18 protein-coding genes are annotated in these 20,364 nt (G+C 69.3%); 9 read left to right on the forward strand and 9 right to left on the reverse strand.

From position 1 onward, the window contains the following. Nucleotides 1–112 precede the first annotated feature (112 nt). From AB0H36_RS42510 to AB0H36_RS42520, 3 genes are all read right to left on the reverse strand, one after another. On the reverse strand, nt 113–1,216 hold the full coding sequence (locus tag AB0H36_RS42510) for a DUF5667 domain-containing protein (RefSeq protein ID WP_360536821.1): 1,104 nt from the start codon (nt 1,214–1,216) through the stop codon (nt 113–115). Nucleotides 1,217–1,424: 208 nt separating this feature from the next. After that, nucleotides 1,425–1,967 carry a sigma-70 family RNA polymerase sigma factor gene (locus AB0H36_RS42515; RefSeq protein ID WP_360536823.1) on the reverse strand — a complete coding sequence of 181 codons (543 nt, stop codon included), beginning with the start codon at nt 1,965–1,967 and terminating at the stop codon, nt 1,425–1,427. A gap of 43 nt (nt 1,968–2,010) precedes the next feature. Beyond that, the gene (locus AB0H36_RS42520; RefSeq protein ID WP_360536825.1) at nt 2,011–2,892 is read right to left on the reverse strand and encodes an HAD-IB family hydrolase; all 882 of its coding nucleotides are present in this window, start codon (nt 2,890–2,892) and stop codon (nt 2,011–2,013) included. Between the two features lie 112 nt (nt 2,893–3,004). Here AB0H36_RS42520 and AB0H36_RS42525 point away from each other — a divergent pair, with 112 nt between their 5' ends. The 8 genes from AB0H36_RS42525 to AB0H36_RS42560 all read left to right on the forward strand — a co-directional run bounded on the left by AB0H36_RS42525 (nt 3,005) and on the right by AB0H36_RS42560 (nt 11,772). Beyond that, on the forward strand, nt 3,005–4,444 hold the full coding sequence (locus tag AB0H36_RS42525; protein ID WP_360536827.1) for an AMP-binding protein: 1,440 nt from the start codon (nt 3,005–3,007) through the stop codon (nt 4,442–4,444). Further along, on the forward strand, nt 4,441–4,677 hold the full coding sequence (locus AB0H36_RS42530) for a glutaredoxin family protein (RefSeq protein WP_360536829.1): 237 nt from the start codon (nt 4,441–4,443) through the stop codon (nt 4,675–4,677). Before AB0H36_RS42525 ends, AB0H36_RS42530 begins: the two co-directional genes overlap by 4 nt. 116 nt (nt 4,678–4,793) lie before the next feature. Continuing rightward, on the forward strand, nt 4,794–5,549 hold the full coding sequence (locus AB0H36_RS42535; protein WP_360536831.1) for a redox-sensing transcriptional repressor Rex: 756 nt from the start codon (nt 4,794–4,796) through the stop codon (nt 5,547–5,549). Continuing rightward, complete coding sequence (locus tag AB0H36_RS42540) at nt 5,546–6,862, forward strand: glutamyl-tRNA reductase (protein WP_360536833.1); 1,317 nt, start codon at nt 5,546–5,548, stop codon at nt 6,860–6,862. The genes AB0H36_RS42535 and AB0H36_RS42540 overlap by 4 nt, the downstream gene beginning before the upstream one ends. Then, on the forward strand, nt 6,859–7,740 hold the full coding sequence (gene hemC, locus AB0H36_RS42545; RefSeq protein ID WP_360536835.1) for a hydroxymethylbilane synthase: 882 nt from the start codon (nt 6,859–6,861) through the stop codon (nt 7,738–7,740). Before AB0H36_RS42540 ends, hemC begins: the two co-directional genes overlap by 4 nt. An 86-nt stretch (nt 7,741–7,826) precedes the next feature. Next, nucleotides 7,827–9,497, forward strand: coding sequence for a uroporphyrinogen-III synthase (locus AB0H36_RS42550; protein WP_360536837.1), 1,671 nt, complete (start codon nt 7,827–7,829; stop codon nt 9,495–9,497). 3 nt (nt 9,498–9,500) lie between these two features. Continuing rightward, entirely contained in the window at nt 9,501–10,478 is a 978-nt protein-coding gene (gene hemB, locus AB0H36_RS42555; protein WP_360536839.1) for a porphobilinogen synthase, read from the forward strand. Between the two features lie 757 nt (nt 10,479–11,235). Continuing rightward, nucleotides 11,236–11,772: a hypothetical protein gene (locus AB0H36_RS42560; RefSeq protein ID WP_360536841.1), complete on the forward strand. Its 537-nt coding sequence runs from the start codon at nt 11,236–11,238 to the stop codon at nt 11,770–11,772. Nucleotides 11,773–11,799: 27 nt separating this feature from the next. On the opposite strand, the gene AB0H36_RS42565 is transcribed toward AB0H36_RS42560, so the two are convergent. From AB0H36_RS42565 to AB0H36_RS42590, 6 genes are read right to left on the reverse strand one after another with little or no spacing between them, the layout of a single operon-like run. After that, nucleotides 11,800–12,324 (reverse strand): dihydrofolate reductase family protein, encoded by a 525-nt coding sequence (locus AB0H36_RS42565; RefSeq protein ID WP_360536843.1) that lies wholly within the window; start codon nt 12,322–12,324, stop codon nt 11,800–11,802. Nucleotides 12,325–12,361: 37 nt separating this feature from the next. After that, complete coding sequence (locus AB0H36_RS42570) at nt 12,362–13,192, reverse strand: carbohydrate ABC transporter permease (RefSeq protein WP_360536845.1); 831 nt, start codon at nt 13,190–13,192, stop codon at nt 12,362–12,364. Further along, nucleotides 13,182–14,120 carry a sugar ABC transporter permease gene (locus tag AB0H36_RS42575; protein WP_360536847.1) on the reverse strand — a complete coding sequence of 313 codons (939 nt, stop codon included), beginning with the start codon at nt 14,118–14,120 and terminating at the stop codon, nt 13,182–13,184. Before AB0H36_RS42575 ends, AB0H36_RS42570 begins: the two co-directional genes overlap by 11 nt. Then, nucleotides 14,117–15,367: a sugar ABC transporter substrate-binding protein gene (locus tag AB0H36_RS42580; protein WP_360536849.1), complete on the reverse strand. Its 1,251-nt coding sequence runs from the start codon at nt 15,365–15,367 to the stop codon at nt 14,117–14,119. Before AB0H36_RS42580 ends, AB0H36_RS42575 begins: the two co-directional genes overlap by 4 nt. A gap of 10 nt (nt 15,368–15,377) precedes the next feature. After that, nucleotides 15,378–16,970: an FAD-dependent oxidoreductase gene (locus AB0H36_RS42585; RefSeq protein WP_360536851.1), complete on the reverse strand. Its 1,593-nt coding sequence runs from the start codon at nt 16,968–16,970 to the stop codon at nt 15,378–15,380. Next, nucleotides 16,971–17,993 (reverse strand): LacI family DNA-binding transcriptional regulator, encoded by a 1,023-nt coding sequence (locus AB0H36_RS42590; protein ID WP_360536853.1) that lies wholly within the window; start codon nt 17,991–17,993, stop codon nt 16,971–16,973. It abuts the gene before it with no gap. A 175-nt stretch (nt 17,994–18,168) separates the two neighbouring features. Here AB0H36_RS42590 and AB0H36_RS42595 point away from each other — a divergent pair, with 175 nt between their 5' ends. Beyond that, nucleotides 18,169–20,331 carry a glycosyl hydrolase family 28-related protein gene (locus tag AB0H36_RS42595; protein WP_360536855.1) on the forward strand — a complete coding sequence of 721 codons (2,163 nt, stop codon included), beginning with the start codon at nt 18,169–18,171 and terminating at the stop codon, nt 20,329–20,331. The last annotated feature ends 33 nt before the right edge of the window (nt 20,332–20,364 follow it).

The raw sequence follows: 20,364 nt of genomic DNA on the forward strand, positions 1-20,364 counted from the left end.
GCAGGCTCTCCGGGGCGAGCACCTGGGCGCGCTTCTTCACCCGGGTCACGGCGTACACGCCGACCGCGATGCCGACGATCAGCCAGAAGATCCTTCTGCTGGGGTCAGGGGGCTACTTCCATGGGGGGAAGAGGGTCTCGATGACGCCGGGGATGTTGATGATCGGGGTGGATGGGAGGAGCGTCGGGAACGGCCAGGGCCACTGGGTCGCGCCCGGGGTGGGGATGGTCGGTACGACGGTCGGCGTCGACGTCGGAGTGGAGGACGCCGACGGGTTCGGCGGGGTCTTCAGACTCGTCGGCGGAGTGTTGGACTCCTGGACGATCGTCGTGTTCGGCAGCTGCTGGCCCGGCGTCGCGCTCGGCGCGGTGCTCGCACCCGTCGACGGCTTGGTGGACGCCTTGCTGCTCGCCCCGCCGTTGCCGGGGTCGTTCGGCTCGGTGACGGTTCCGGTGTTGGGTGCGGCCGGCTGGTTGCCGCCCTTGGCCGGCTTCGGCGCCTCGCACTTCGGGCAGGCGGCCGTGGTGTGCCCGGCCAGCTGCTCGATGGTGGCGAGTGCCTCGACGGCGGACTTCAGCGATTCCGGCGGCAGTTTCGGTGCGAGTTCGACAAGAGCCTGGCGGGCGCTGGTGATGAACTGCGTGACCGCCGTGATCGAACCGGCGTCCCCGTCCTGCTGGTACGACGCGACCAGCCGGGACACTCCCTTGCGGGACTGTGCCGAGAAGTCGTCGAGGGTGGCGTTGATCGTGCCCACGTCGCCGCCGTTCTCGGCCAGCGCGCGAACTTCGGACAGTCGGGTCATCGCGTGCTCGAGATCGCGCCGGCCCCGGGAGTCGTCCCCGACGCTGACGTTGGTGGAGACGTTCTCGATGCTGCGCTTCATCCCGTACAAGGTGTCACCGGGCATCGCCTGCTGAGCGGCGGCGGCAGAACCGATGCCACCTCCGAGCAGGACCAGCGCGGCGGTACTGGCCACGAGCCGGATGCGCCGGCCGTGACGATGGCGGATAGCTGTCACGGACGCGTCCACGTCCTCGCTGCCCGGCGGGTCGTCCGAGTCGTCCGGAGAGCTGCGCACCATCGTCGGAGTCGTCGTTGCCGCGCGGGCCGCCGCCTGCTCCATCAGGCGGTGCCGCAGCTCGGCACTGAACTCCGGTCGCGGTGCCACTGCGCCGGCGGTCCTCAGCCGTCCGACCAGTTCCACAGCTTCCATCAGCTCGGGGTCATCGCTCAGTCGCGAAGAGTGACGGGGCCCGTGATCGACGGCGTGCGCGAATGCCTCCGCGCGCGCTCGAGCCCTGTGTAGGTCACTCATGAGTTCTCGTTCTCCTCAATGGCCAGTCGGGGTCACCGACAGGTCCTCATCAGGCAAACGAGGAAACTCCCTGACGGGTTACGAAAGACATTCGTTGTCATCCGCCTCACCTCAAGTCCTTGGGGATAACCTTCGCCAAGTGCCGTACGGCCCTCAGTTGCAGTTGCTTGACGGCGCCTTCGGACTTCTCCAGCGCCTTGGCCGTTTCCGCGATCGACAGTCCGGCGAAGAATCGCATCGTCAGGCAGTCGCGTTGCTCGTCGGGCAAGGCCGCGACCGCGTCCCGCAGCACCTCGGCGGTGGCGGCGGCCAGTACGTCGATCTCCGGCCCCTCGGTCTGCCGGTCGTGCGTCTCGATCTCGTCCGTGACCACCTCGAGCCGGACCCGGCCGGACTTGTAGTGGTCGGTGATGAGGTTCCGGGCGATCGTCACCAGCCAGGCGCCGAAGTCCCGGCCCTGCCAGCGGAACGAGTCCAGCGCGCGCAGCGCCCGGACGAACGTCTCGCTGGTCAGGTCCTCGGCGAGTGCCGACGACGACACCCGCGCGTAGATGTAGCGGTAGACGGTGAGCGAGTACTCGTCGTACAGCTCACCGAAGGCACCGACGTCCCCGGCCTGGGCGCGATCGACGAGCTCTGCACGTCTCATCCCGTCCGGGCTTGGCTCCGGCGTCGTCAAGATTTCTCCCCGTTCAACTGACACGTCTTCTGACACATCCGCGGATGGCCACAGCGGCTGAGACAGCACCGAGCGTTACGCCTGAAGCACCCGCTGTCAACAGTCCGAGGCGTGCCGCCTTCCGTCCGGTCCGATAGTCACGAATGCGCCAGCCGGCGACTTCCGCGTGGCGGCGCAGCCTGCTGTCGGGGTTGATCGCGCATGGATTCCCCACCAGCTCGAGCATCGGCAGGTCGTTCACCGAGTCCGAGTACGCCGCGCAGGAGGCCAGGTTCAGCCCTTCGCGCGCCGCAAGCGCGCGGACGGCCTCCGCCTTGGCCGGGCCATGGAGGATGTCGCCCACGAGTTCACCTGTATATATCCCGTCACGCTCTGCTGCAACCGTTCCGAGCGCGCCGGTCAGTCCCAGCCGCCTGGCGAGCAGTCTCGCTACCTCGACCGGAGCCGCTGTCACCAGCCAGACCCGCTCGCCGGCGTCGAGGTGCTGCTGCGCCAGCGCGAGCGTGCCCGGCCAGATCCGGTCGGCCATGATCTCGTCGAAGATCTCCTCGACCAGGATCTGCACCTCGGCCACCCGGTGGCCGGCGATGAACGACAGCGCCGCGGCCCGCGCGTTCGCGACCGAGTCCGGGGTCTCGCCCTGGAGCCGGAACCTCAACTGTGCAAAGGATTTCTGCGCGATCTCGCCGGTCGTGAAGAACTTCCGGCGGTACAGCCCGCGGGCCAGATGGAACATCGACGCGCCCTGCAGCATCGTGTTGTCCACATCGAAGAACGCAGCCGCGTCGGGAACCTGCGGCGTTTCCAGTGCCGCTTCCAGCTCGGCCGCGGCCGCGCTGGCCTCCCCAGCCAGAATCGATCTGGCTCGGAGGTCACGTGACGTACCCCCACCCATGAAGCAGGACCTTAGGGCACGGAACCCTCGCCTGTCGCCTACTGCGCGTCACCGTCTCGAACTGTGCCCGGGGGAGCGCAACATGCCCGGGTGAACGTGGCAGACTCGCCTGGTGAACTTCAACTTCGCGGACGTTCTTCGTGACACAGCGCAACGTCACGGCGAACGTCTCGCACTGGTCGACGGCGACCGGCGGCTGACCTGGGGCGAGGTCGACGCCGCCGTCGACAGGGCTGCCCAGGGGTTCGCCGCAGCCGGCCTGGTGCCGGGGTACCGAGTCATCCTGCTGCAGGCCAACAGCATCGACTTTGTCACGTCCTACCTGGGGATTCTCCGCGCAGGCCTGGTCGCCGTACCGCTGAACACGGGGTTGACGGCGGCCGAGATCAGCGGTGTCGTGGAGCACTCCGGCGCCCGGCTGGCGATCGCCGACGGAGACCTCGCGGACAAGGTCCAGGGCCTCCGGACGGTCCGGGCCGGCGATCTCCAGGGTGACGCTCCGTTACTTCCGCAGCTCGACCCGGAGACCCTCGCGGTCCTGCTCTACACGTCCGGGACGAGTGGTGACCCGCGGGCGGCGATGTTGTCGCACCGCGCGCTGGCCGCGAATGTGAAGAATCTTTCCGGCCTCGGCGAGGACCGGATGGGCCCGGACGACGTCGTACTCGGCGTGCTGCCGATGTTCCACGCCTTCGGCCTGAACGCTGTTCTCGGCTGGGCCGTTGCAACTGGCGCGGCGCTCGTCGTCGAACCGCGCTTCGACTCGGTCCACACCCTCGACCTGATCAGCAGGTACGGCGTGACGCGGCTGCCACTCGCCCCGCCGGCCCTACACGCCTTGCTGGCTCAGCCAGGTCTCCACGACGCCCTGCAGACGGTCAAGGTCGTCCTCACCGGCGCGTCGACTCTCGACCGCGCGCTGGCCGACCGCTTCGAGCAGGAGACCGGCAAGTTCGTCCACCAGGGGTACGGCCTGACCGAGGCATCCCCGGGAGTCACCACGACCCTTGGCGAGGAGGACCCTAAGCCGGGTTCGGTCGGGCGTGCACTGCCGAACGTCGAGGTCCGGATCGCCGACGAACAAGGTGAGGACGTCGAGGGCGACGATCCCGGCGAGATCCTGATCCGCGGCGCCAACCTGTTCTCCGGCTACTGGCCGGACGGTGTCGACGGCCCGGACGAGGAAGGCTGGTACCGCACCGGCGACGTCGGCTACCTGGACGCCGACGGTGACCTCTTCCTGGTGGACCGGTTGCGTGAGCTGATCATCGTGTCCGGGTTCAACGTCTTCCCGAGCGAGGTCGAGGAGGTCCTGGTCGGCGCTTCCGGGGTCCGCGAGGCCGCCGTGATCGGCGTACCGTCCGAGGAGACCGGGGAGGCGGTGAAGGCGTTCGTCGTACCGGAGACCGGCGCGAGCGTGGACACGGCCGCGGTGCGGGAGTACGCCGAGACCCGGCTGGCCCGGTTCAAGTGCCCGGTCGAGATCGAGGTGGTCGACCACCTGCCGCACTCGGTCACCGGCAAGGTCGCGAAGGGCCGGCTGCGGAAATGACCCGGGTCACGCTCTACGGCAAGCCCGGCTGTCACCTCTGTGACGACGCCCGGGCGATGATCCAGGCGGTCTGCGCCGAGCTCGGTGTCGACTGGTCCGAGATCGACATCACGCAGGATGACCGGTTGCTCACGGAGTACGGCGAGCAGATCCCGGTGACGTTCGTCGACGGCAAGCAGCACGACTTCTGGCGCGTCGACCCAGCCAGGCTCCGGAAGGCCCTCACCTCTTAGTGCTGTCCGTCACCTCGGCCTTCGCCGATTTTGTTCTCACGTTCACAAGCTCCTAGAGTAAGAAGAGCCGCCGGCCGTCAAGACCGCGGCCGTGGAGAACCGTTCCCAGGAGAATTGTGACGCGTGCCAGCAGCCGTCGCCCCGGCCCGCCGACGAGAACCGAACGCGGCATTCCCGAGGCGACTGTCGCGCGCTTGCCGGTCTACCTGCGGGCTCTCACTGCGCTGTCCGACAGCGGGATCGCCACCGCGTCGAGCGAGGATCTGGCGACCGCGGCCGGCGTGAACTCGGCCAAGCTCCGCAAGGACCTGTCCTACCTGGGCTCCTACGGCACCCGCGGCGTCGGGTACGACGTGGAGTACCTGCGCTACCAGATCGCCCGCGAGATCGGCGTCACCCAGGACTGGGCCGTCGTCATCGTCGGGATCGGAAACCTGGGGCACGCGCTGGCCAACTACTCCGGGTTCGGCACCCGCGGGTTCCGGATCGTGGCGCTGCTGGACGCCGACCCGAACCTGATCGGGGAGCGGGTCGGCGACATGGAGGTCCGCGACTTCGCCCAGATCGAGGACATCGTGAAGGCCGACCGGGTCTCGATCGGGGTCATCACCACGCCTGCCGGTCCCGCCCAGGAGGTGTGCGACCGGCTGGTCGCCGCCGGGGTGACCAGCATCCTGAACTTCGCGCCCGTCGTGCTGTCCGTGCCCGACGGCGTCGACATCCGCAAGGTGGACCTCTCGATCGAGTTGCAGATCCTGGCGTACCACGAACAACGAAAGTCCGGAGAGGCGGCGCTCCCCGAGGTGCCCGAGCTACCAGCGATGAACGGTCTGACCGATCTGCCGAGTGTGGGCGGAGGTGTCGGCGCATGAGTTACCTGGTCGTCGGTATCAGCCACCGCTCAGCTGACATCAACGTCCTCGAGCGAGTGGCGCTCGACCCGGACGCGGCGACCAAGCTGGCCCTGGCCGTCAAGCACACCCCGGCGGTCTCCGAGTCCGCGGTCCTCGCCACCTGCAACCGGACCGAGGTCTACGCGACCGTCGACCGGTTCCACGCCGGCATGGACGAGGTGACCGCGATCCTGTCCGACGTCACCGGCGTACCGCTGCTGGACCTGGCCGAGCATCTCTACGTGCACTTCGAGGAAGGCGCGGTCGCGCACCTGTTCCAGGTCTCGGTCGGCCTCGACTCGATGATCGTCGGCGAGAGCCAGATCCTCGGCCAGGTGAAGGACACGCTGCGCGTCGGCCAGGACCTGGAGACGGTCGGCACCGAGCTCAACGCCGTACTCCAGCACGCGTTGCGGGTCGGCAAGCGGGCCCGCACCGAGACCGGGATCGACGCCGCCGGGCGCTCCGTCGTCTCGGCCGGCCTCGACGCGGTCGGCGGCTTCGAGGGCCGTCGCGCGCTGATCGTCGGCGCCGGCTCGATGGCCTCGCTGGCCGCGCAGACCTTGCTCAACGGCGGCGCCGCGAGCGTGACGATTGCCAACCGCAACTACGACCGCGCGGTTGCGCTGGCCGAGCGGGTCGGCGGGACGGCGGTCCAGCTGGCCAACGTCCCCGAGGCGCTGGCCGAGGCCGACCTCGTCGTGTCGTGCACCGGCGCGCGCGGCGTTGTACTGACCGAAGAAATGATCCGGAACGCGACTGACGGGCGGCCGTTCGGGGTGCTGGACGTCGCGCTGCCACGGGACGTTGCGCCCGAGGCGGCCCGGATCCCCGGGGTCACGCTCGTCACGCTGGCCGACCTCGCCGGGACGGCAGGCGGCAGTGAGGACGACATCGACGGCGTACGGCGGATCGTCTCGGAGGAGACGGGATCGTTCGAGGCCACCCGGCGGGCCGCATCGGTCGCGCCGACCGTGGTCGCGCTGCGGGCGATGGCGACCGAGCTGGTCGATTCCGAGCTGGCCCGGCTGGAGCGCAAGCTGCCCGGGCTGGACGACGCGCAGCGGCAGGAGGTCGCCCGGACCATTCGCCGGGTGGTCGACAAGGTGCTGCACACGCCGACCGTGCGGGTGAAAGAGCTGGCGGCCGATCCAGGCGGACCGACGTACGCCGAAGCACTCCGCGAGCTGTTCGCGCTCGATCCGGCCACCGTCGACGCGGTCACGGCCGCGAAGATCCCGGAAGAGACCAGCAACACCCGCGCCGACGCGACCGGAGGTGACCGCGCATGATCCGGCTCGGCACGCGGCGGTCCGCCCTCGCGACCGCGCAGGCGACCTGGGTGGCCGACCAGCTGCGAGCGCTCGGGCACGAGGTCGACCTGGTCCCGATCGTCACCGCCGGCGACGTGAACAGGGCGCCGCTGGAGCAGATCGGCGGCACCGGCGTCTTCGTCAGCGCGCTGCGCGACGCCTTGCTGTCCAACGAGATCGACATCGCCGTGCACTCGCTGAAGGACCTGCCGACCGCACCGGTCGAGGGTCTCGCGATCGGCGCCGTACCCGTCCGTGAGGACCCGCGCGACGTGCTGGTCGCCCGCGACGGGCTGACCCTCGGCGAGCTGCAGCAGGGCGCCCTCGTCGGCACCGGCTCACCCCGCCGGGTCGCCCAGCTCGACGCGCTCGGCCTCGGCCTCGAGTGCACCGGGATCCGCGGCAACGTGGACACCCGGATCGGGATGGTGGCCGATGGCAAATTGGACGCGGTGGTGCTGGCAAGGGCAGGGTTGTCCCGGTTGGGACGGCTCGCCGAGGTGACCGAGACGCTGGATCCGATCCAGGTCCTGCCGGCTCCGGGACAAGGTGCCCTGGGCATCGAGTGCCGGGCGGACGACACCGAGGTGCTGGCCGCGCTGGCGCCGCTGGAGGACCCGGGCACCCGGGCGGCGGTGACGGCGGAGCGGCAGATGCTTGCCACTCTCGAGGCAGGGTGCACGGCTCCGGTCGGCGCCCTCGCCGAAGTGGTCGAAGGCGAGGACGGCCCGGAGCTGTGGCTGCGGGGGGCGCTCGGCCAGGAGGACGGCGTACGGCGGTTGTCGGCCAACGGGCCGGTGGACGACCCGGTGTCACTGGGCAAGGCGCTGGCGAACGAGTTGCTGGAGCAGACATGACACCGGCACGGGGCACGACGACGAGGGCGTCGCATGACACGGCGCACAAGACGAGCAGCAGGACGAGGACGAGGGCGAAGGCAGACGTGAGCAGCGCGAAGACAGCAGCCACCGCGGCATCCAGGACGCCTCAGAAAGTGCCGGCGAAGGCTGCCGCCACCAGCACGGTCAAGCAGACCAGACCACTCGGCCATGTCACGTTCGTCGGTGTCGGGCCGGGCGACCCCGCCCTGCTGACGCTGGCCGGCCGCGACGTCCTGGCGAACGCCGACGCCGTCGTGGTCGAGGGCCCCGAGCACGACGCCTTCCTGGCCTTCTGCAGGCCGGGTGTCGAGGTGGTCGACGGGTCCGGCGCGGAGGGCAGCCGGGCGCTGAAGGTCGCCGCCCGGGCACGACTGGTGGTGAAGACGGCCAAGTCCGCGGCGAACGTCGTACGCCTGCTGACCGGTGACCCGTTCACCTTCTCCAGCGGCGCCGAGGAGGCGGCCGCGTGCCGGAAGGCGGGCATCGGGTTCAACATCATCCCGGGTGTCAGCGAGGTCAGCGCCGTCCCGACGTACGCCGGGATCCCGCTGACCATGAAGGGCGACCGTGAGGTCACCGTCCTCGACTTGGCCGAGGCCAAGCTCGACCTCAGCCGGCTGCACCCCAAGCAGACGCTCGTGCTGCTGAACGCGACCGACGTACTCAAGGAGACCGTCGCCGCGCTGATCGAGGCGGGCTTCGACGCCGGCACGCCGGTCGCGGTGACCGTCGGCGGTACGACGACCCTGCAGACCAGCGTGGTCGGCACCCTCGAGACGATCGTCGCCGACCTGCGCGCAGCCAAGGTGACCGGCGAGGCCGTCGTCGTGGTCGGCGCCGTGGTCGAGCAGCGCGAGGCGCTGTCCTGGTTCGAGACCAAGCCGCTGTTCGGCTGGCGGATCCTGGTGCCGCGCACCAAGGATCAGGCCGGCCCGCTGATGGACCGGCTCCGGCGGTACGGCGCGATGCCGGAAGAGGTCCCGACCATCTCGGTCGAGCCGCCGCGCAACCCGCAGCAGATGGACAAGGCGATCCGCGGCCTGGTCGAGGGCCGCTACGAGTGGGTGGCGTTCACCTCGGTCAACGCGGTCAAGGCGGTCCGGGAGAAGTTCGACGAGTACGGCCTGGACGCGCGGGCGTTCTCCGGGCTGAAGATCGCCGCGGTCGGCGACAAGACCGCCGAGGCGATCGGCGCCTGGGGCATCCGCCCGGACCTGGTCCCGTCCGGTGAGCAGTCCGCGGCCGGCCTGGTCGAGGACTGGCCGCCGTTCGACGAGGTGCTGGACCCGATCAACCGGGTGTTCCTGCCGCGGGCCGACATCGCCACCGAGACCCTGGTCGCCGGCCTGACCGACCTCGGCTGGGAGGTCGACGACGTGACGGCGTACCGGACCGTCCGGGCTGCTCCGCCGCCCGCGCCGACCCGCGAGGCGATCAAGTCCGGCAAGTTCGACGCGGTCGTGTTCACCTCGTCCTCGACGGTGCGCAACCTGGTCGGCATCGCCGGCAAGCCGCACGCGTCCACGGTGATCGCGGTGATCGGCCCGGCCACCCTGAAGACCGCCGAGGAGCACGGCCTGCGGGTCGACGCGATGGCCGACACCCCGTCCGCCGAGGAACTGGCCGACGCGCTTGCTCGCTTCGGCGCCGACCGCCGTGACACCATGATCGAGGCCGGTGAACCGGTCACCCGCCCGTCCGAGCGCCGCTCGGGCTCCCGCAGGAAGAGCTGATCAGTGCCTGGTTTCCCGGAGGTCAGGCCGCGGCGGCTTCGGTCGTCGGCGGCGATGCGCAGGCTGGTCGCGGAGACCACCCTGGAACCGCGGCAGCTGATCCTGCCGATGTTCATCCGGGAAGACGCCCGCGAGCCGATCGCGATCAAGTCGATGCCGGGCGTGTACCAGCACACCCGCGACACCGCCCGCAAGGCGGTCGCCGAGGCGGCCCAGCTCGGACTCGGTGGCGTCATGCTGTTCGGCGTACCGACGTCGAAGGATGAGACCGGCTCCGGCGCGCTGGACCCGGACGGCATCCTCAACGTCGCGATCCGGGACGCGGTCAGCGAGGTCGGCGACGCGCTGCTCGTGATGTCGGACCTGTGCCTGGACGAGTTCACCTCGCACGGGCACTGCGGCGTACTGGACTCGTCCGGTCGCGTCGACAACGACGCGACGCTCGCGATCTACGCCGACATGGGCGTCGCCCAGGCCTCCGCCGGCGCGCATGTGGTGGGGCCGTCCGGGATGATGGACGGGCAGGTCGGGGTGGTCCGTACGGCGCTGGACGCGGCCGGCTTCCAGGACACGGTGATCCTGGCGTACGCCGTGAAGTACGCGTCGGCCTTCTTCGGTCCGTTCCGTGAGGCCGTCGGCTCGTCGCTCCAGGGCGACCGCAAGACGTACCAGCAGGACAACGCGAACGCCCGCGAGGCCCTCCGCGAGGTCGACCTCGACGTGGCCGAAGGCGCCGACATCGTGATGGTGAAGCCGGCCCTCGCCTACCTGGACATCATCCGCCAGGTCCGCGACCACGTGGACGTCCCGGTTGCCGCGTACAACATCTCCGGCGAGTACGCGATGGTCGAGGCCGCCGCCGCCAACGGCTGGATCGACCGCGACCGCGCCATCCTCGAAACCCTCACCTCCATCCGCCGAGCCGGCGCCGACACCATCCTCACCTACTGGGCCGCCGAAGCAGTCCACCTCCTGAGGTAATCGCCCATCACGGCCACCGGGGTCAATCCCACGCGTGCTACGCACCCGCTCCTACGTCGCGGCCGCGACGCGCGCTCCCACCCACCCATCACTTGTGTGCTGCCGCCCGCCTTTGCGGCTGCCGCCGCCACTTCGGCTGTCGCCTGACCTGCGCACTCCTTCGTCGTGCGCACTCGACGACGAGGTCGGCGCCCGTCCGCAAGCCGACCCCCCGTCACGGCGATCGGGACAAGCACCACCTCGCGCTTCTGCCTGTCGCATCCCAGACCGGATCACTGCGGAGGGTCGCGACTAATCGGTGCCCAGCGCAACCACCTAGCCATGCCGAGCCATGCGCGCGGTCCCACCCCGAGGGGTAGCCTGCGGGGATGACTTCGTCGGGTGGCTACACCGCGGAGCCCCCTCGCAAACGCATGGGGGCGGGTGCGTCGAGGAGAATGAGTCGCCGCGTCAGGCAGCACCTTGAGAACCCACCGACCATCTCGGCCGCCGAAAAGTGGTCGGTGGCTTCTCAAGGTCAGGGGCGGCAGGCGGCGGTTGCTGCGTCTGTTGGTGTAGGCCGGCTTCCGACGTGCGCTTGCACGTGACGGGCAGCTGAGCTCGGTCGGGTTTACGCTCTCGGGTCTGTGAGAGAGGAGATGGCGTGGTTGAGGTGGTTGGGGATGGGGAGTTGGCGGGGCTCGCGGCGCGGTAGTTGATGTGGGCTCGGGAGGCGGCGGGGTATGCGGCTGACTTTGCGAATCAGGCCGATGAGGTGGTGCGCGAGGTCGAGGACGGGATCGTCGGGCTGAACTATCAGCCGGATGCGGGGCGGCAGGCTCTGGAGCCCGAGGTGGAGACGCGGGTTGCGCGGGATCGGGCCACGGATCTGTGGAAGGACGTGTTCCGGGCGGATGTCCGGCTGTTCAAGATTCGGGAGAATCTCGGGCGGAGTGCTGCGTGTGGGCGGGAGTTACTCGAGCAGGTCGGCGACTCGCCGGACCAGCGGACTGCGCAGTTGCGGGCGCGGCTGGAGAAGCTCGAGGGCACGGTGAAGGCGGCGATGGAGGGCGCGGACGCGGGCAGCCGGCGGATTTCTGTGGCGCTCGACCAGCTCGATCGGGTCGTCAGTCGGGTGCCGGGGACGGACGTCTACCAGGTGCTGACCGCCGCCGACATTCGTGAGGTCATGACGCAGGTCGAAAGCGAGGTCGGGATCGCTGCCGCTCAGCAGATACAGACCGCGGCTGGTGCGAGGATCGTCGGCAGCGACCCGATGGACCCACGCAGGCGCCCGACCGCTGACCCGAGGTGACGCCCGTACGACGTCGCCGTACTGACGTCAGCGGTGGATGGTGTAGTCGGATTGGGTGAAGCCCGCTTTCAAGGTGCGGGTCGCGTTGTGGGTGAGGGCGATGTCCGTGTCGAGGTCGCCGAACAGGCGGATGCCGGTGCCGAGCAGCACGGGCGCGGTGGTGATGGTGAGCTCGTTCAGCAGGCCGGCGCGGAGGAAGGTCTGGATGACGCGGGCGCCGTCGGTGTAGATGCGTTTGGCGCCGCGGTCGTTCAGGGTCTCGATCAGGGCGTCGAGGGTGCGGTGCACGATGATGCGCTCGTCGGCGTCCGGGTCGAGAGTGGTGCTGAGCACCTCGACCTGCTTGCCCTCGTACGGCCAGAAGTCGAAGCCGAGGACCTTCTCGTAGGTGTTCCGGCCCAGTACGACGGTGTCCACCGACGCCATGAACTCGTCGTACCCGGTGTCGCCGGCGTGTTCGCCGCGCGTGGTGAGCCAGTCGATGGACCCGTCCGGGCGCGCGATGTAGCCGTCGAGACTGGTGGCGATGAAAACAGCCGCGTGGAAGCTCACGAAGACATTTTTCCACGCGGCCGCAACCAGGCCCCGGCTAGCCCTTCAGCCCGGTCTGGGCCAGGCCTTCGACGAACTGGCGCTGGGCCAGGACGAAGATGATCAGGACCGGGAGCGCGGACAGCGTCGCCGCTGCCAGCTGGGTGTTCCACATCGGGCCCCCGTAGGCGTCGACGTACTGCGTCAGTGCCTGCGGGATGGTGAACTTCTCCTTGCTGGACAGGAACACGATCGGCTCCAGGTACAGGTTCCAGCTGTGCAGGAAGGTGAAGATCGAGACCGCGCCGATCGCCGGCCGCGCCAGCGGCAGGCAGACCCGCCAGAACAGCCCGAACCGGCCGAGGCCGTCCACCCGGCCGGCCTCCTCCAGCTCACCGGGCAGCGTGATGAAGAACTGCCGCATGATGAAGGTGGCCAGCACGCTCGGCGCCCCGAGCGCCGGGACCAGGATCAGCGGCCAGTGCGTGTCCACCAGGCCGAGCGCGTCGAACATCCGGTACAGCGGGATGATCGTCACCTCGTTCGGCACCAGCAGCCCGGTCAGCACGATCACGAAGACCACGCCGGCGCCCCGGAACCGGATCCGCGCGAACGCGTACCCGGCCAGCGCGGACACCGCGAGCGTCAGGATCGTCACCGCCAACGCGATGTAGAGGCTGTTCACGTACTGCCGCCCGAACGGCTGCAGCTCGAACACCTGCCGGTACGCGTCCAGCGTCGGCGCCCCGGGCAGCAACGACGGCGGAAACGCGAAGATCTCGGTCACCGGCTTCAGCGAGGTCGTCGCCATCCACCAGATCGGGAACACGAACGGCACACAGCACACCAGCAGGACGCCGTACACGAGCACCTTGAGCTTAGGACTCATGGAACACCCACCTCCGCCGCATCCGCCACTGGATCACGGTCAGCACCAGGACGATGAAGAACAACAGCAACGCCAGCGCCGAGCCGTACCCGAAGTGATGGAACTGGAACGCCTGCTGGTACAGGTAGTACACAAGAACCGTCGTCGACGTGCCCGGACCGCCCTGAGTCAGTACGGCGATCTGCGCGAACACCTGCAGCGACCCGACGATCGTCAGGATCATCGTGAGCAGGATGGTCGGACTGATCAGCGGCACCGTCACCCGCCGGAACCGCGCCCACGCCGACGCCCCGTCGATCCGGGCCGCCTCGTAGAGCTCGGCCGGCACGCCCTGCAACGCCGCCAGGAACAGCACCATGTTCAGCCCGACGTTCTTGAACAGCTGCACCACGATCACCGACACCATCGCCGTACCGCCCGAGCGCAACCAGTTCGGCCCGTCGATCCCGAAGACGTCGAGGAAGGCGTTCACCCCGCCGTTGTCCTGCAGCAGGAACCCCCACACGATCGTCCACGCCACCAGCGTCACCACGACCGGCGAAAAGAACAGCGTCCGGAAGACGACCGTGCCCCGCAGCTTCTGGTTCAGCAGCACAGCGAGGAGCAACGCGAGACTGAGGTTCAGTACGACGAGCCCCGCCGAGAACAACCCCGTTGCCCTGAGCACCGGCCCGAGCTGCTGGTCGTCCGCGAGCGCGGTGTAGTTGTCCGCCCCGACGAAGGTGAAAGAGCCGGCCAGCACGTTCCACTCGTGCACGCTGTACCAGACCACCAGCCCGAGCGGGACGATGACGAAGGCAACGATGCCGGCGAGCTGCGGCGCGACCATCAGCCAGCCGGCCAACTCGTCGCGCCGCCGCATCGTCCAGTACGGCGCCTTGCCCGCCGGTGTCACCGACGCGGCCGGCTTCTCCAGCAGCAGTGTCATTTCGCCAGCAGCGGGTTGATCTTCGAGCACACGTCGGACAGCACGGTCTTCACGTCCGCGCCCGGCTTCCACAGCGGGTCGAGCGCGGCCCGGACGGTCTGCTGCAGTTCGGCGTACCCGGTGTGGCTGGGCTTGATCGTGCCGCGCTCGATGCCCTTGACCACGACACTCTCCAGCTGCGCGGGCTTGAGCAGCGGGTTGGCCTTGGCCAGCGTCGTCGTGGTGAGCTGCGACTTGCGCGGCGGCGGGAAGAACTGCGCGAGCTTCGCCGAGTTCTCCGCGTTGCTGAAGTAGGCGAGGAACTCCTTCGCCTCGTCGGCGTTCTTGCCCCGCTTCAGCACCCCGATGCCGGCCTGGCCGACGACCGAGTACTCACCGGCCGGGCCCTCCGGGAGCGGGACCAGGTCCCACTTGAACTTGCCCTTCTCCAGCAGCGCGGCCCGGCTGATCTGGGTCAGCACCATCGCCGAGTCGCCGGCGTAGAAGTCCTTGGTCACGCCCGGGCCCGGCATGCCCTTGTCGGTGAACACCAGCTTGTGGACGAACGTCATCGCGTCCACCATCGCCGGCTGGTCGAACTGGCAGCTCTTGCCGTCCTCGCTCCACGGCCGCGCGCCCCAGCCGGACCAGATCGCGTTCAGCGTGTCCCAGCCCTTGAAGTCGAAGTCGCCGACCACGAGCCCGCCCTTGCCCTTGGCCTGTACGGCGGCCGCGGTCTTGGCGGCCTCCTCCCAGGTCCACGTCCCCGCCGCGATCTGCTGCGCCGGCGTCGGTCGCCCGGCCGCCGTCACCAGATCGGTGTTGACGAAGACACCCAGCGGCGAGGTGGAGAACGGGTAGGCGTACAGCTTGCCGTCCTTCTCCCAGTTGGCGGTCGTACTCGGCAGCAGGTCGGCGTCCTTGTCGATCTCCGCCAGGGCGCCCGAGCTGACGAAGTCGGGCGCGGTGCTCTCGAAGATCCAGGCCAGGTCGGGGACGTTGCCGCCGCCGATCTGCGTGGTCAGCGTGGTCGTGTAGTTCTCGAACGGGATCGCCTCGAAGGTGATCTTGCCGACCTCCGGATGGTCCTTCTTGTAGTCGGCGGCGATCTGGTCGAACAGCGCCAGGTGCTTGGCGTTCGCGCTCCAGATCGTCATCCGCAGGTCGACCGGTCCGTCCCCGGCGGACCCGGAGGAGCCGGAGCCGCTGCCGCAGGCGGTCAGCAGCACCGCGGCAGTGGCGGCCGCGGTCAGCGCACGTAGCTTCATGAGTCCTCCATCAGTAGCCGGAGACGTCCGGCCAGCCGAGTTCGATGCCCTGAGCAACCAGCGTGGACTGGAACTCGCCGAGCAGGGCCGGGGTGTTGCGGACCGCGCGCGGGCTGACGCCACGGTCCAGGCAGAAGGCGGCGAGCAGGCCGGCGGCCTCGCCGATGTTCCACTCGACCGGGTGCAGCCGGTAGCAGCCGTTGGTGATGTGGGTGGTGCCGAGGTTCTTGTTCGCCGGCAGCAGGTTCTCCACCCGTTGCGGGATCAGCGCCCCGAGCGGGATCCGGAACGGGCTGCTGGCCACGTCGATGTAGTTGTCCCCGCCGGTCGACGGGTGCAGGTCGATCCGGTACATCCCGACGCCGACGCTGTCGCCGTACTCGACCGCGCCGCGATCACCGCGGACCGCGACCGACAGGTCCTGCTCGACGATCGTGTACTCCGCCTTGATCCGCCGGGACTCCCGGATGTACGGCGCCTGCGCGAGACCGTCCGTGCCGAGCAGGTCGCCGCGCAGCCGCACGCCCGGGAAACCGACCCCGCCGTCGGACCGCGGGGCCTCGGTCTGCAGCCAGTAGAGCACCGCCAGCGAGAGCTCCTTCGCCGCGTCCAGGTGCTTGGCGGCGTCCGGTACGTCGATGACCGGGCCTTCGAAGTAGTCGATCATCGGCCAGTTCACCAGGCAGATGTCGCTCTCGTACGCGCCCGGCTCGAAGTGCCCCCGGGCCGCGATCCGTCGGAACGTCCACAGGTTCGTGTCACCACCGGTACGGCGCTGGTCCGCGACCACCGCGAGCGGGTCGTCGTCGGGGTTCGGTGTGAAGGTCCGCACCGAGCTCTCGAGCGTGCGCGGGTTGGGCGCTGTCCACGACAGCAGCCGATCACCCCAGAACGACGGCTGGTAGTTCCGCCAGAACGCGTAGTTGGCCGGCTTGTCGCCGACGTGGTCGCCGTCGACGTGGTCGATCGCGAAGCAGTACGACACCGCCTGCATGTTGAGCGGCTGCGCCTCGGCGGGAGCGCTCGGCTCACCCGTGTCGCTCTGCGCCTCGAAGCCGGTCACGTACTCCGTCCCGGTCAGCGGCAGCAGCTCACCGGTCTCGGTCGCATCCAGGATGTACGGCGCAGTGATCGTCAGCTGATCGCCCGCGTCCCGGTGCTCCACGGTCACCGCGGTGACGCGATCGCCGTCGGTCTCGGCCGCGACCGGCCGGAACGGCTGAAGCACCTGCAGCCGGCGGCTGGCCCGGTAGGGCGCCAGCATTTCCTCCAGCACCGCCAGCGCGACCCGGGGCTCGTGACAGAGCTTGGACACGTACCCGGCGCCCGGGTTGAGCTGCGTCGCCGCACGTGACGCCGAGGTCAGCGGGTAGTGGCGGCGGTAGTAGTCGCGGATCCCCTCCCGCAGCGCGCGGTACGACGCGGTGACGCCGAACTGCTCGACCCAGGAGTGCTCGTCCGGCGGGACAGCCTGGCTGGTCAGCTGGCCGCCGAGCCAGTCGAACTCCTCGGTCAGGATCACCGAGCGGCCGGCCCGCAGGGCGGAGAGCGCCGCGGCGACTCCGCCGAGACCGCCGCCGACGATCAGTACATCGGTATGCATCTAGGCACCCTTCGGTGGTGTGAGAGTGGTTCCGTCGGTGAGTTCGCACGGGAGCAGCAGCTGGCGTTCGGTCGCCGTACCGCTGAGCACGGCCTCCAGCAGCTCGACCGCCTGCAGGCCCATCGCCCGGCGTGGAACGTGGAAGCCGCTGAAGTCGATATCGCTCTCGGCCGGCCGGGTCGAGTCACCGAGGGCGACCACGGACAAGTCGCTCGGGATGGCTACACCTCGCCGGGCAGCCGAGTGGGCCAGCGCGATCGCGTCCGCCCGCTCCTCGACGAAGACGGCGGTCACTTTGCGGTCGAGCAGGTCGTCGAGCAGGTCGCCGCCGGAGCGGTCGGCCGTCGGAAGGTGTGGCGCGCGGGCGGCCGCCTGGCGGAAGCCCTGCATGCGATCGGCCGAGGACTCGGCGCCGGCTCCCGGCCCGGCGAACGCGATCCGGCGGTGGCCTAGCGCCTGGGCTCGTTCCACCACGATCCGCGTCGCGGTGGCGTAGTCGGCGCCGACGTACGGGACCGGGCCGCCGGCGTCGTCGCGGCGGCCGACCGAGACGAACGGGTACTCCTCGGCGATCAGCCGGGCCAGCTCGTCAGAAGGGATCTGACGACCGAGGAGCAGGCAGCCGTCCGCGATCCGGAGCCGGTTGTTCTCGTGGAAGATCCGCCGCCGGCCCGCCGTCACCGGCGCGCTGGTGAACAGCAGCAGGTCCCAGCCGAGCCGCTCGGCGCGCTCCTCGATACCGGCGAGGAACGGGTGGTAGAAGTCGCCGCTCGCGCTCGGGAACACCGACTCGTAGGTGAACACGCCGAGGATCTGGTTGCGCTGCTTGAGCATCCGCCGGGCCAGCGGGTCGGCCTGGTAGCCGGTCTCCCGGATCACCTTCAGCACCCGGTCCCGGGTCTCGGCCGGGATCCGCGCGGTCGCGTCACTGCGGTTGTTCAGCACCAGCGACACCGTCGTCTGGCTGACCTTCGCCAGCCGCGCGATGTCGCGCTGGGTGAGGCGGGTGGCTCTGTCCGGCATCCGATCAATCCTCTGCAGTAATACGCATTTCCAGGGAACCGTAGAACGGCCCCGAGCGAGCGTCAAGGGCTCATTCCAGTGGTAATGCGAATTAGCAGCGACAAGGTGTTGACCGGCGTCGATCCGGCGGAGAACACTCGCTGCACCATCACCCCCTGCCGCCCAGGAGGCCTCCATGCTGAGTCGCCGCCAGTTCACCGGCCTGGCCGCCGGTGCCGTCGCCGGCTCCGTCGTCAGCGCCACGATCCCGGCCGCCGCCACCGGTGACCGGGATCCGGTCCGCTTCGCGTCGGCGTACACGGCACGGCCGCCCGATCCGAGAGCCGTGCTGCTCGGGTCGCCCGGTTTCGAGGTGCACGGCGACGGGATCGACGACACCGCCGCCGTCCGGGCCGCGGTCGACGAGGCCTCCCGCCGTGGCATCGCGAACAAGCTCGGCGACATCCTCGGCGGGGTCCGCGACTTCCCGCTGGGTGACGGCGGCGGCGTCGTACTCGTGCCGCCCGGGACCTACCTGCTGACCGGGCCGATCGACGTGCACGACTCGGTCCGGATCATCGGGTACGGCGGACGCCGGCCACGGTTCGTCCTGGCCGACAACAGTCCCGGGTACGCCGGGACCGCGCCACGTGATGTGTTCGCGTTCCGGCGCCGGCCGGTCGGCGGACCGGTGACGTACGCGAACAACGACACCTTCGGGTCCGGGCTGATCAACGTCGACATCGCGATCGGTGCGGGCAACCCGCGAGCGATCGCGGTCCGGTTCGGCGGCGCCCAGTTGTGCATCCTGCAGGACCTGGACATCGACACCGGTGACGGCTGGGCCAGCATCGACCACAACGCGAACCTCATCCAGCGAGTGCGGGTCCGCGGCGGCGCTGTCGGCCTGAATGCGTTCGCCGCCTCGGCGGGGTGGCAGACGACCGTCCTGGACTGCCGCTTCACCGGCCAGCGCGAGACGGCGATCCGAACCAACAACGACGCGAAGCTGGTGATCGTTCGTACTGTGCTCGCCGACGCGCTGCGCGGTGTCGAGTGCGTGCCGGGCCAGTTCGTGCACCTCTACCTGCAGGACTGCCTGCTCGACGGACTCACCGACACCGCAGTGCTGATGAACGACAGCGAGCTGTTGCCAGGTGCAACCAATCCGCTGATCCGGAACAGTAACCAGCTGAACCTGGTGGACAGCGTGGTACGCCGGACCCCGACTCTCCTGACGCGCGGGCAGAGTGGAACACGCACGCCCGGCCGCGACGGCGCCGTCAGAGAACTCACTTACGGCGTGCGGATTTCCAACGCGTTGTCTTCACGCGAGAGCCGGACCGACGGTGTGCAGCTTTCGTACGACTGGCATCGGGACGTGTTCGACATGCTGCGGTCCGACGTTCCCGATCTGCCGCCGGTGTCGAGCTGGGTGAGCATCACCGAGGTCGCTGCGCGGATGGGACGGACCGTGGGCAGCGGTACGGCCGACGATCTTGACGTCTTCCAGGCTGCCGTCGATCGCCACGAGACCGTGTTCGTGCCGATCGGCGAATACCTGCTGTCCGGCACGCTTCGGCTTCGGAAGCACTCCAACCTGATCGGGCTGCACCCCCGGCAGACCTGGTTGCGGACCCCGGACGGCACGCCGTACTTCGGGGATCCGCATCGCCCCAGGGCGTTGGTCGAGACACCGCCCAACGGCCGCAACATCGTCACCGGGCTCGGCCTCGACACGGCCCGGAACACCGCCGGCTCGGTCAACATCAGCTGGCAGTCGGGCCGCGATTCCTACCTCGCGGACATCACCACCCAGTTCGTGAAATGGCACCCGGAGGAAGTCGCGAGCGGCGATCCGGGCTATACCTACAAAGGCATCCACAAGTACGGCGTCTGGGTGCGCGGCGGTGGCGGCGTCCTGTCGAACGTCTGGAGCGCCAACGGTTGGGCGGACAACGGCCTGCTGGTCGAGCATTCGACCGTGCCGACCCGCGTCTACGAGGTCTCCGTCGAGCACCACCAGTACCGCGAGGTCGTCCTGCGGCACGTCGCGAACTGGGAGTTCCTCGGACTGCAGACCGAGGACCACATCTACGGCTGGCAGTCCCAGGCCGTCGAGCTGGACCACTGCCGCGATCTGCTGTTCGGCAACTCGGTCTTCTTCCGCGTCGCCACGGTCCTCGGCCCATCGCCGTACGGCGTCGGCCTCCGCGACTCGCGCAACATCGTCTTCCGCGGCAACCGCGGCTACCGCGACAAGACCCCCGAGTTCACCCAATGGGGCGCAGCAGCCGCCGACCTCCGCACCGGCCGCACAGTCCCAGACCCAGAGTTCACCTTGCTGGAAATTCGCTGATCCCTGCCGCCGTACCCCTGTACTTCACTTCCT

Source organism: Kribbella sp. NPDC050820, from assembly GCF_040653975.1.
GTDB lineage: Bacteria > Actinomycetota > Actinomycetes > Propionibacteriales > Kribbellaceae > Kribbella.

Coding starts and splice junctions, on each gene's coding strand:
- AB0H36_RS42575 (WP_360536847.1), bottom strand. CDS start 14,120: ATGACACTGCTGCTGGAGAAGCCGGCCGCGTCGGTGACACCGGCGGGC.
- AB0H36_RS42520 (WP_360536825.1), bottom strand. CDS start 2,892: ATGGGTGGGGGTACGTCACGTGACCTCCGAGCCAGATCGATTCTGGCT.
- AB0H36_RS42595 (WP_360536855.1), top strand. CDS start 18,169: ATGCTGAGTCGCCGCCAGTTCACCGGCCTGGCCGCCGGTGCCGTCGCC.
- AB0H36_RS42510 (WP_360536821.1), bottom strand. CDS start 1,216: ATGGAAGCTGTGGAACTGGTCGGACGGCTGAGGACCGCCGGCGCAGTG.
- AB0H36_RS42540 (WP_360536833.1), top strand. CDS start 5,546: ATGAGTTACCTGGTCGTCGGTATCAGCCACCGCTCAGCTGACATCAAC.
- AB0H36_RS42570 (WP_360536845.1), bottom strand. CDS start 13,192: ATGAGTCCTAAGCTCAAGGTGCTCGTGTACGGCGTCCTGCTGGTGTGC.
- hemC (WP_360536835.1), top strand. CDS start 6,859: ATGATCCGGCTCGGCACGCGGCGGTCCGCCCTCGCGACCGCGCAGGCG.
- AB0H36_RS42585 (WP_360536851.1), bottom strand. CDS start 16,970: ATGCATACCGATGTACTGATCGTCGGCGGCGGTCTCGGCGGAGTCGCC.
- AB0H36_RS42530 (WP_360536829.1), top strand. CDS start 4,441: ATGACCCGGGTCACGCTCTACGGCAAGCCCGGCTGTCACCTCTGTGAC.
- AB0H36_RS42515 (WP_360536823.1), bottom strand. CDS start 1,967: ATGAGACGTGCAGAGCTCGTCGATCGCGCCCAGGCCGGGGACGTCGGT.
- AB0H36_RS42590 (WP_360536853.1), bottom strand. CDS start 17,993: ATGCCGGACAGAGCCACCCGCCTCACCCAGCGCGACATCGCGCGGCTG.
- AB0H36_RS42580 (WP_360536849.1), bottom strand. CDS start 15,367: ATGAAGCTACGTGCGCTGACCGCGGCCGCCACTGCCGCGGTGCTGCTG.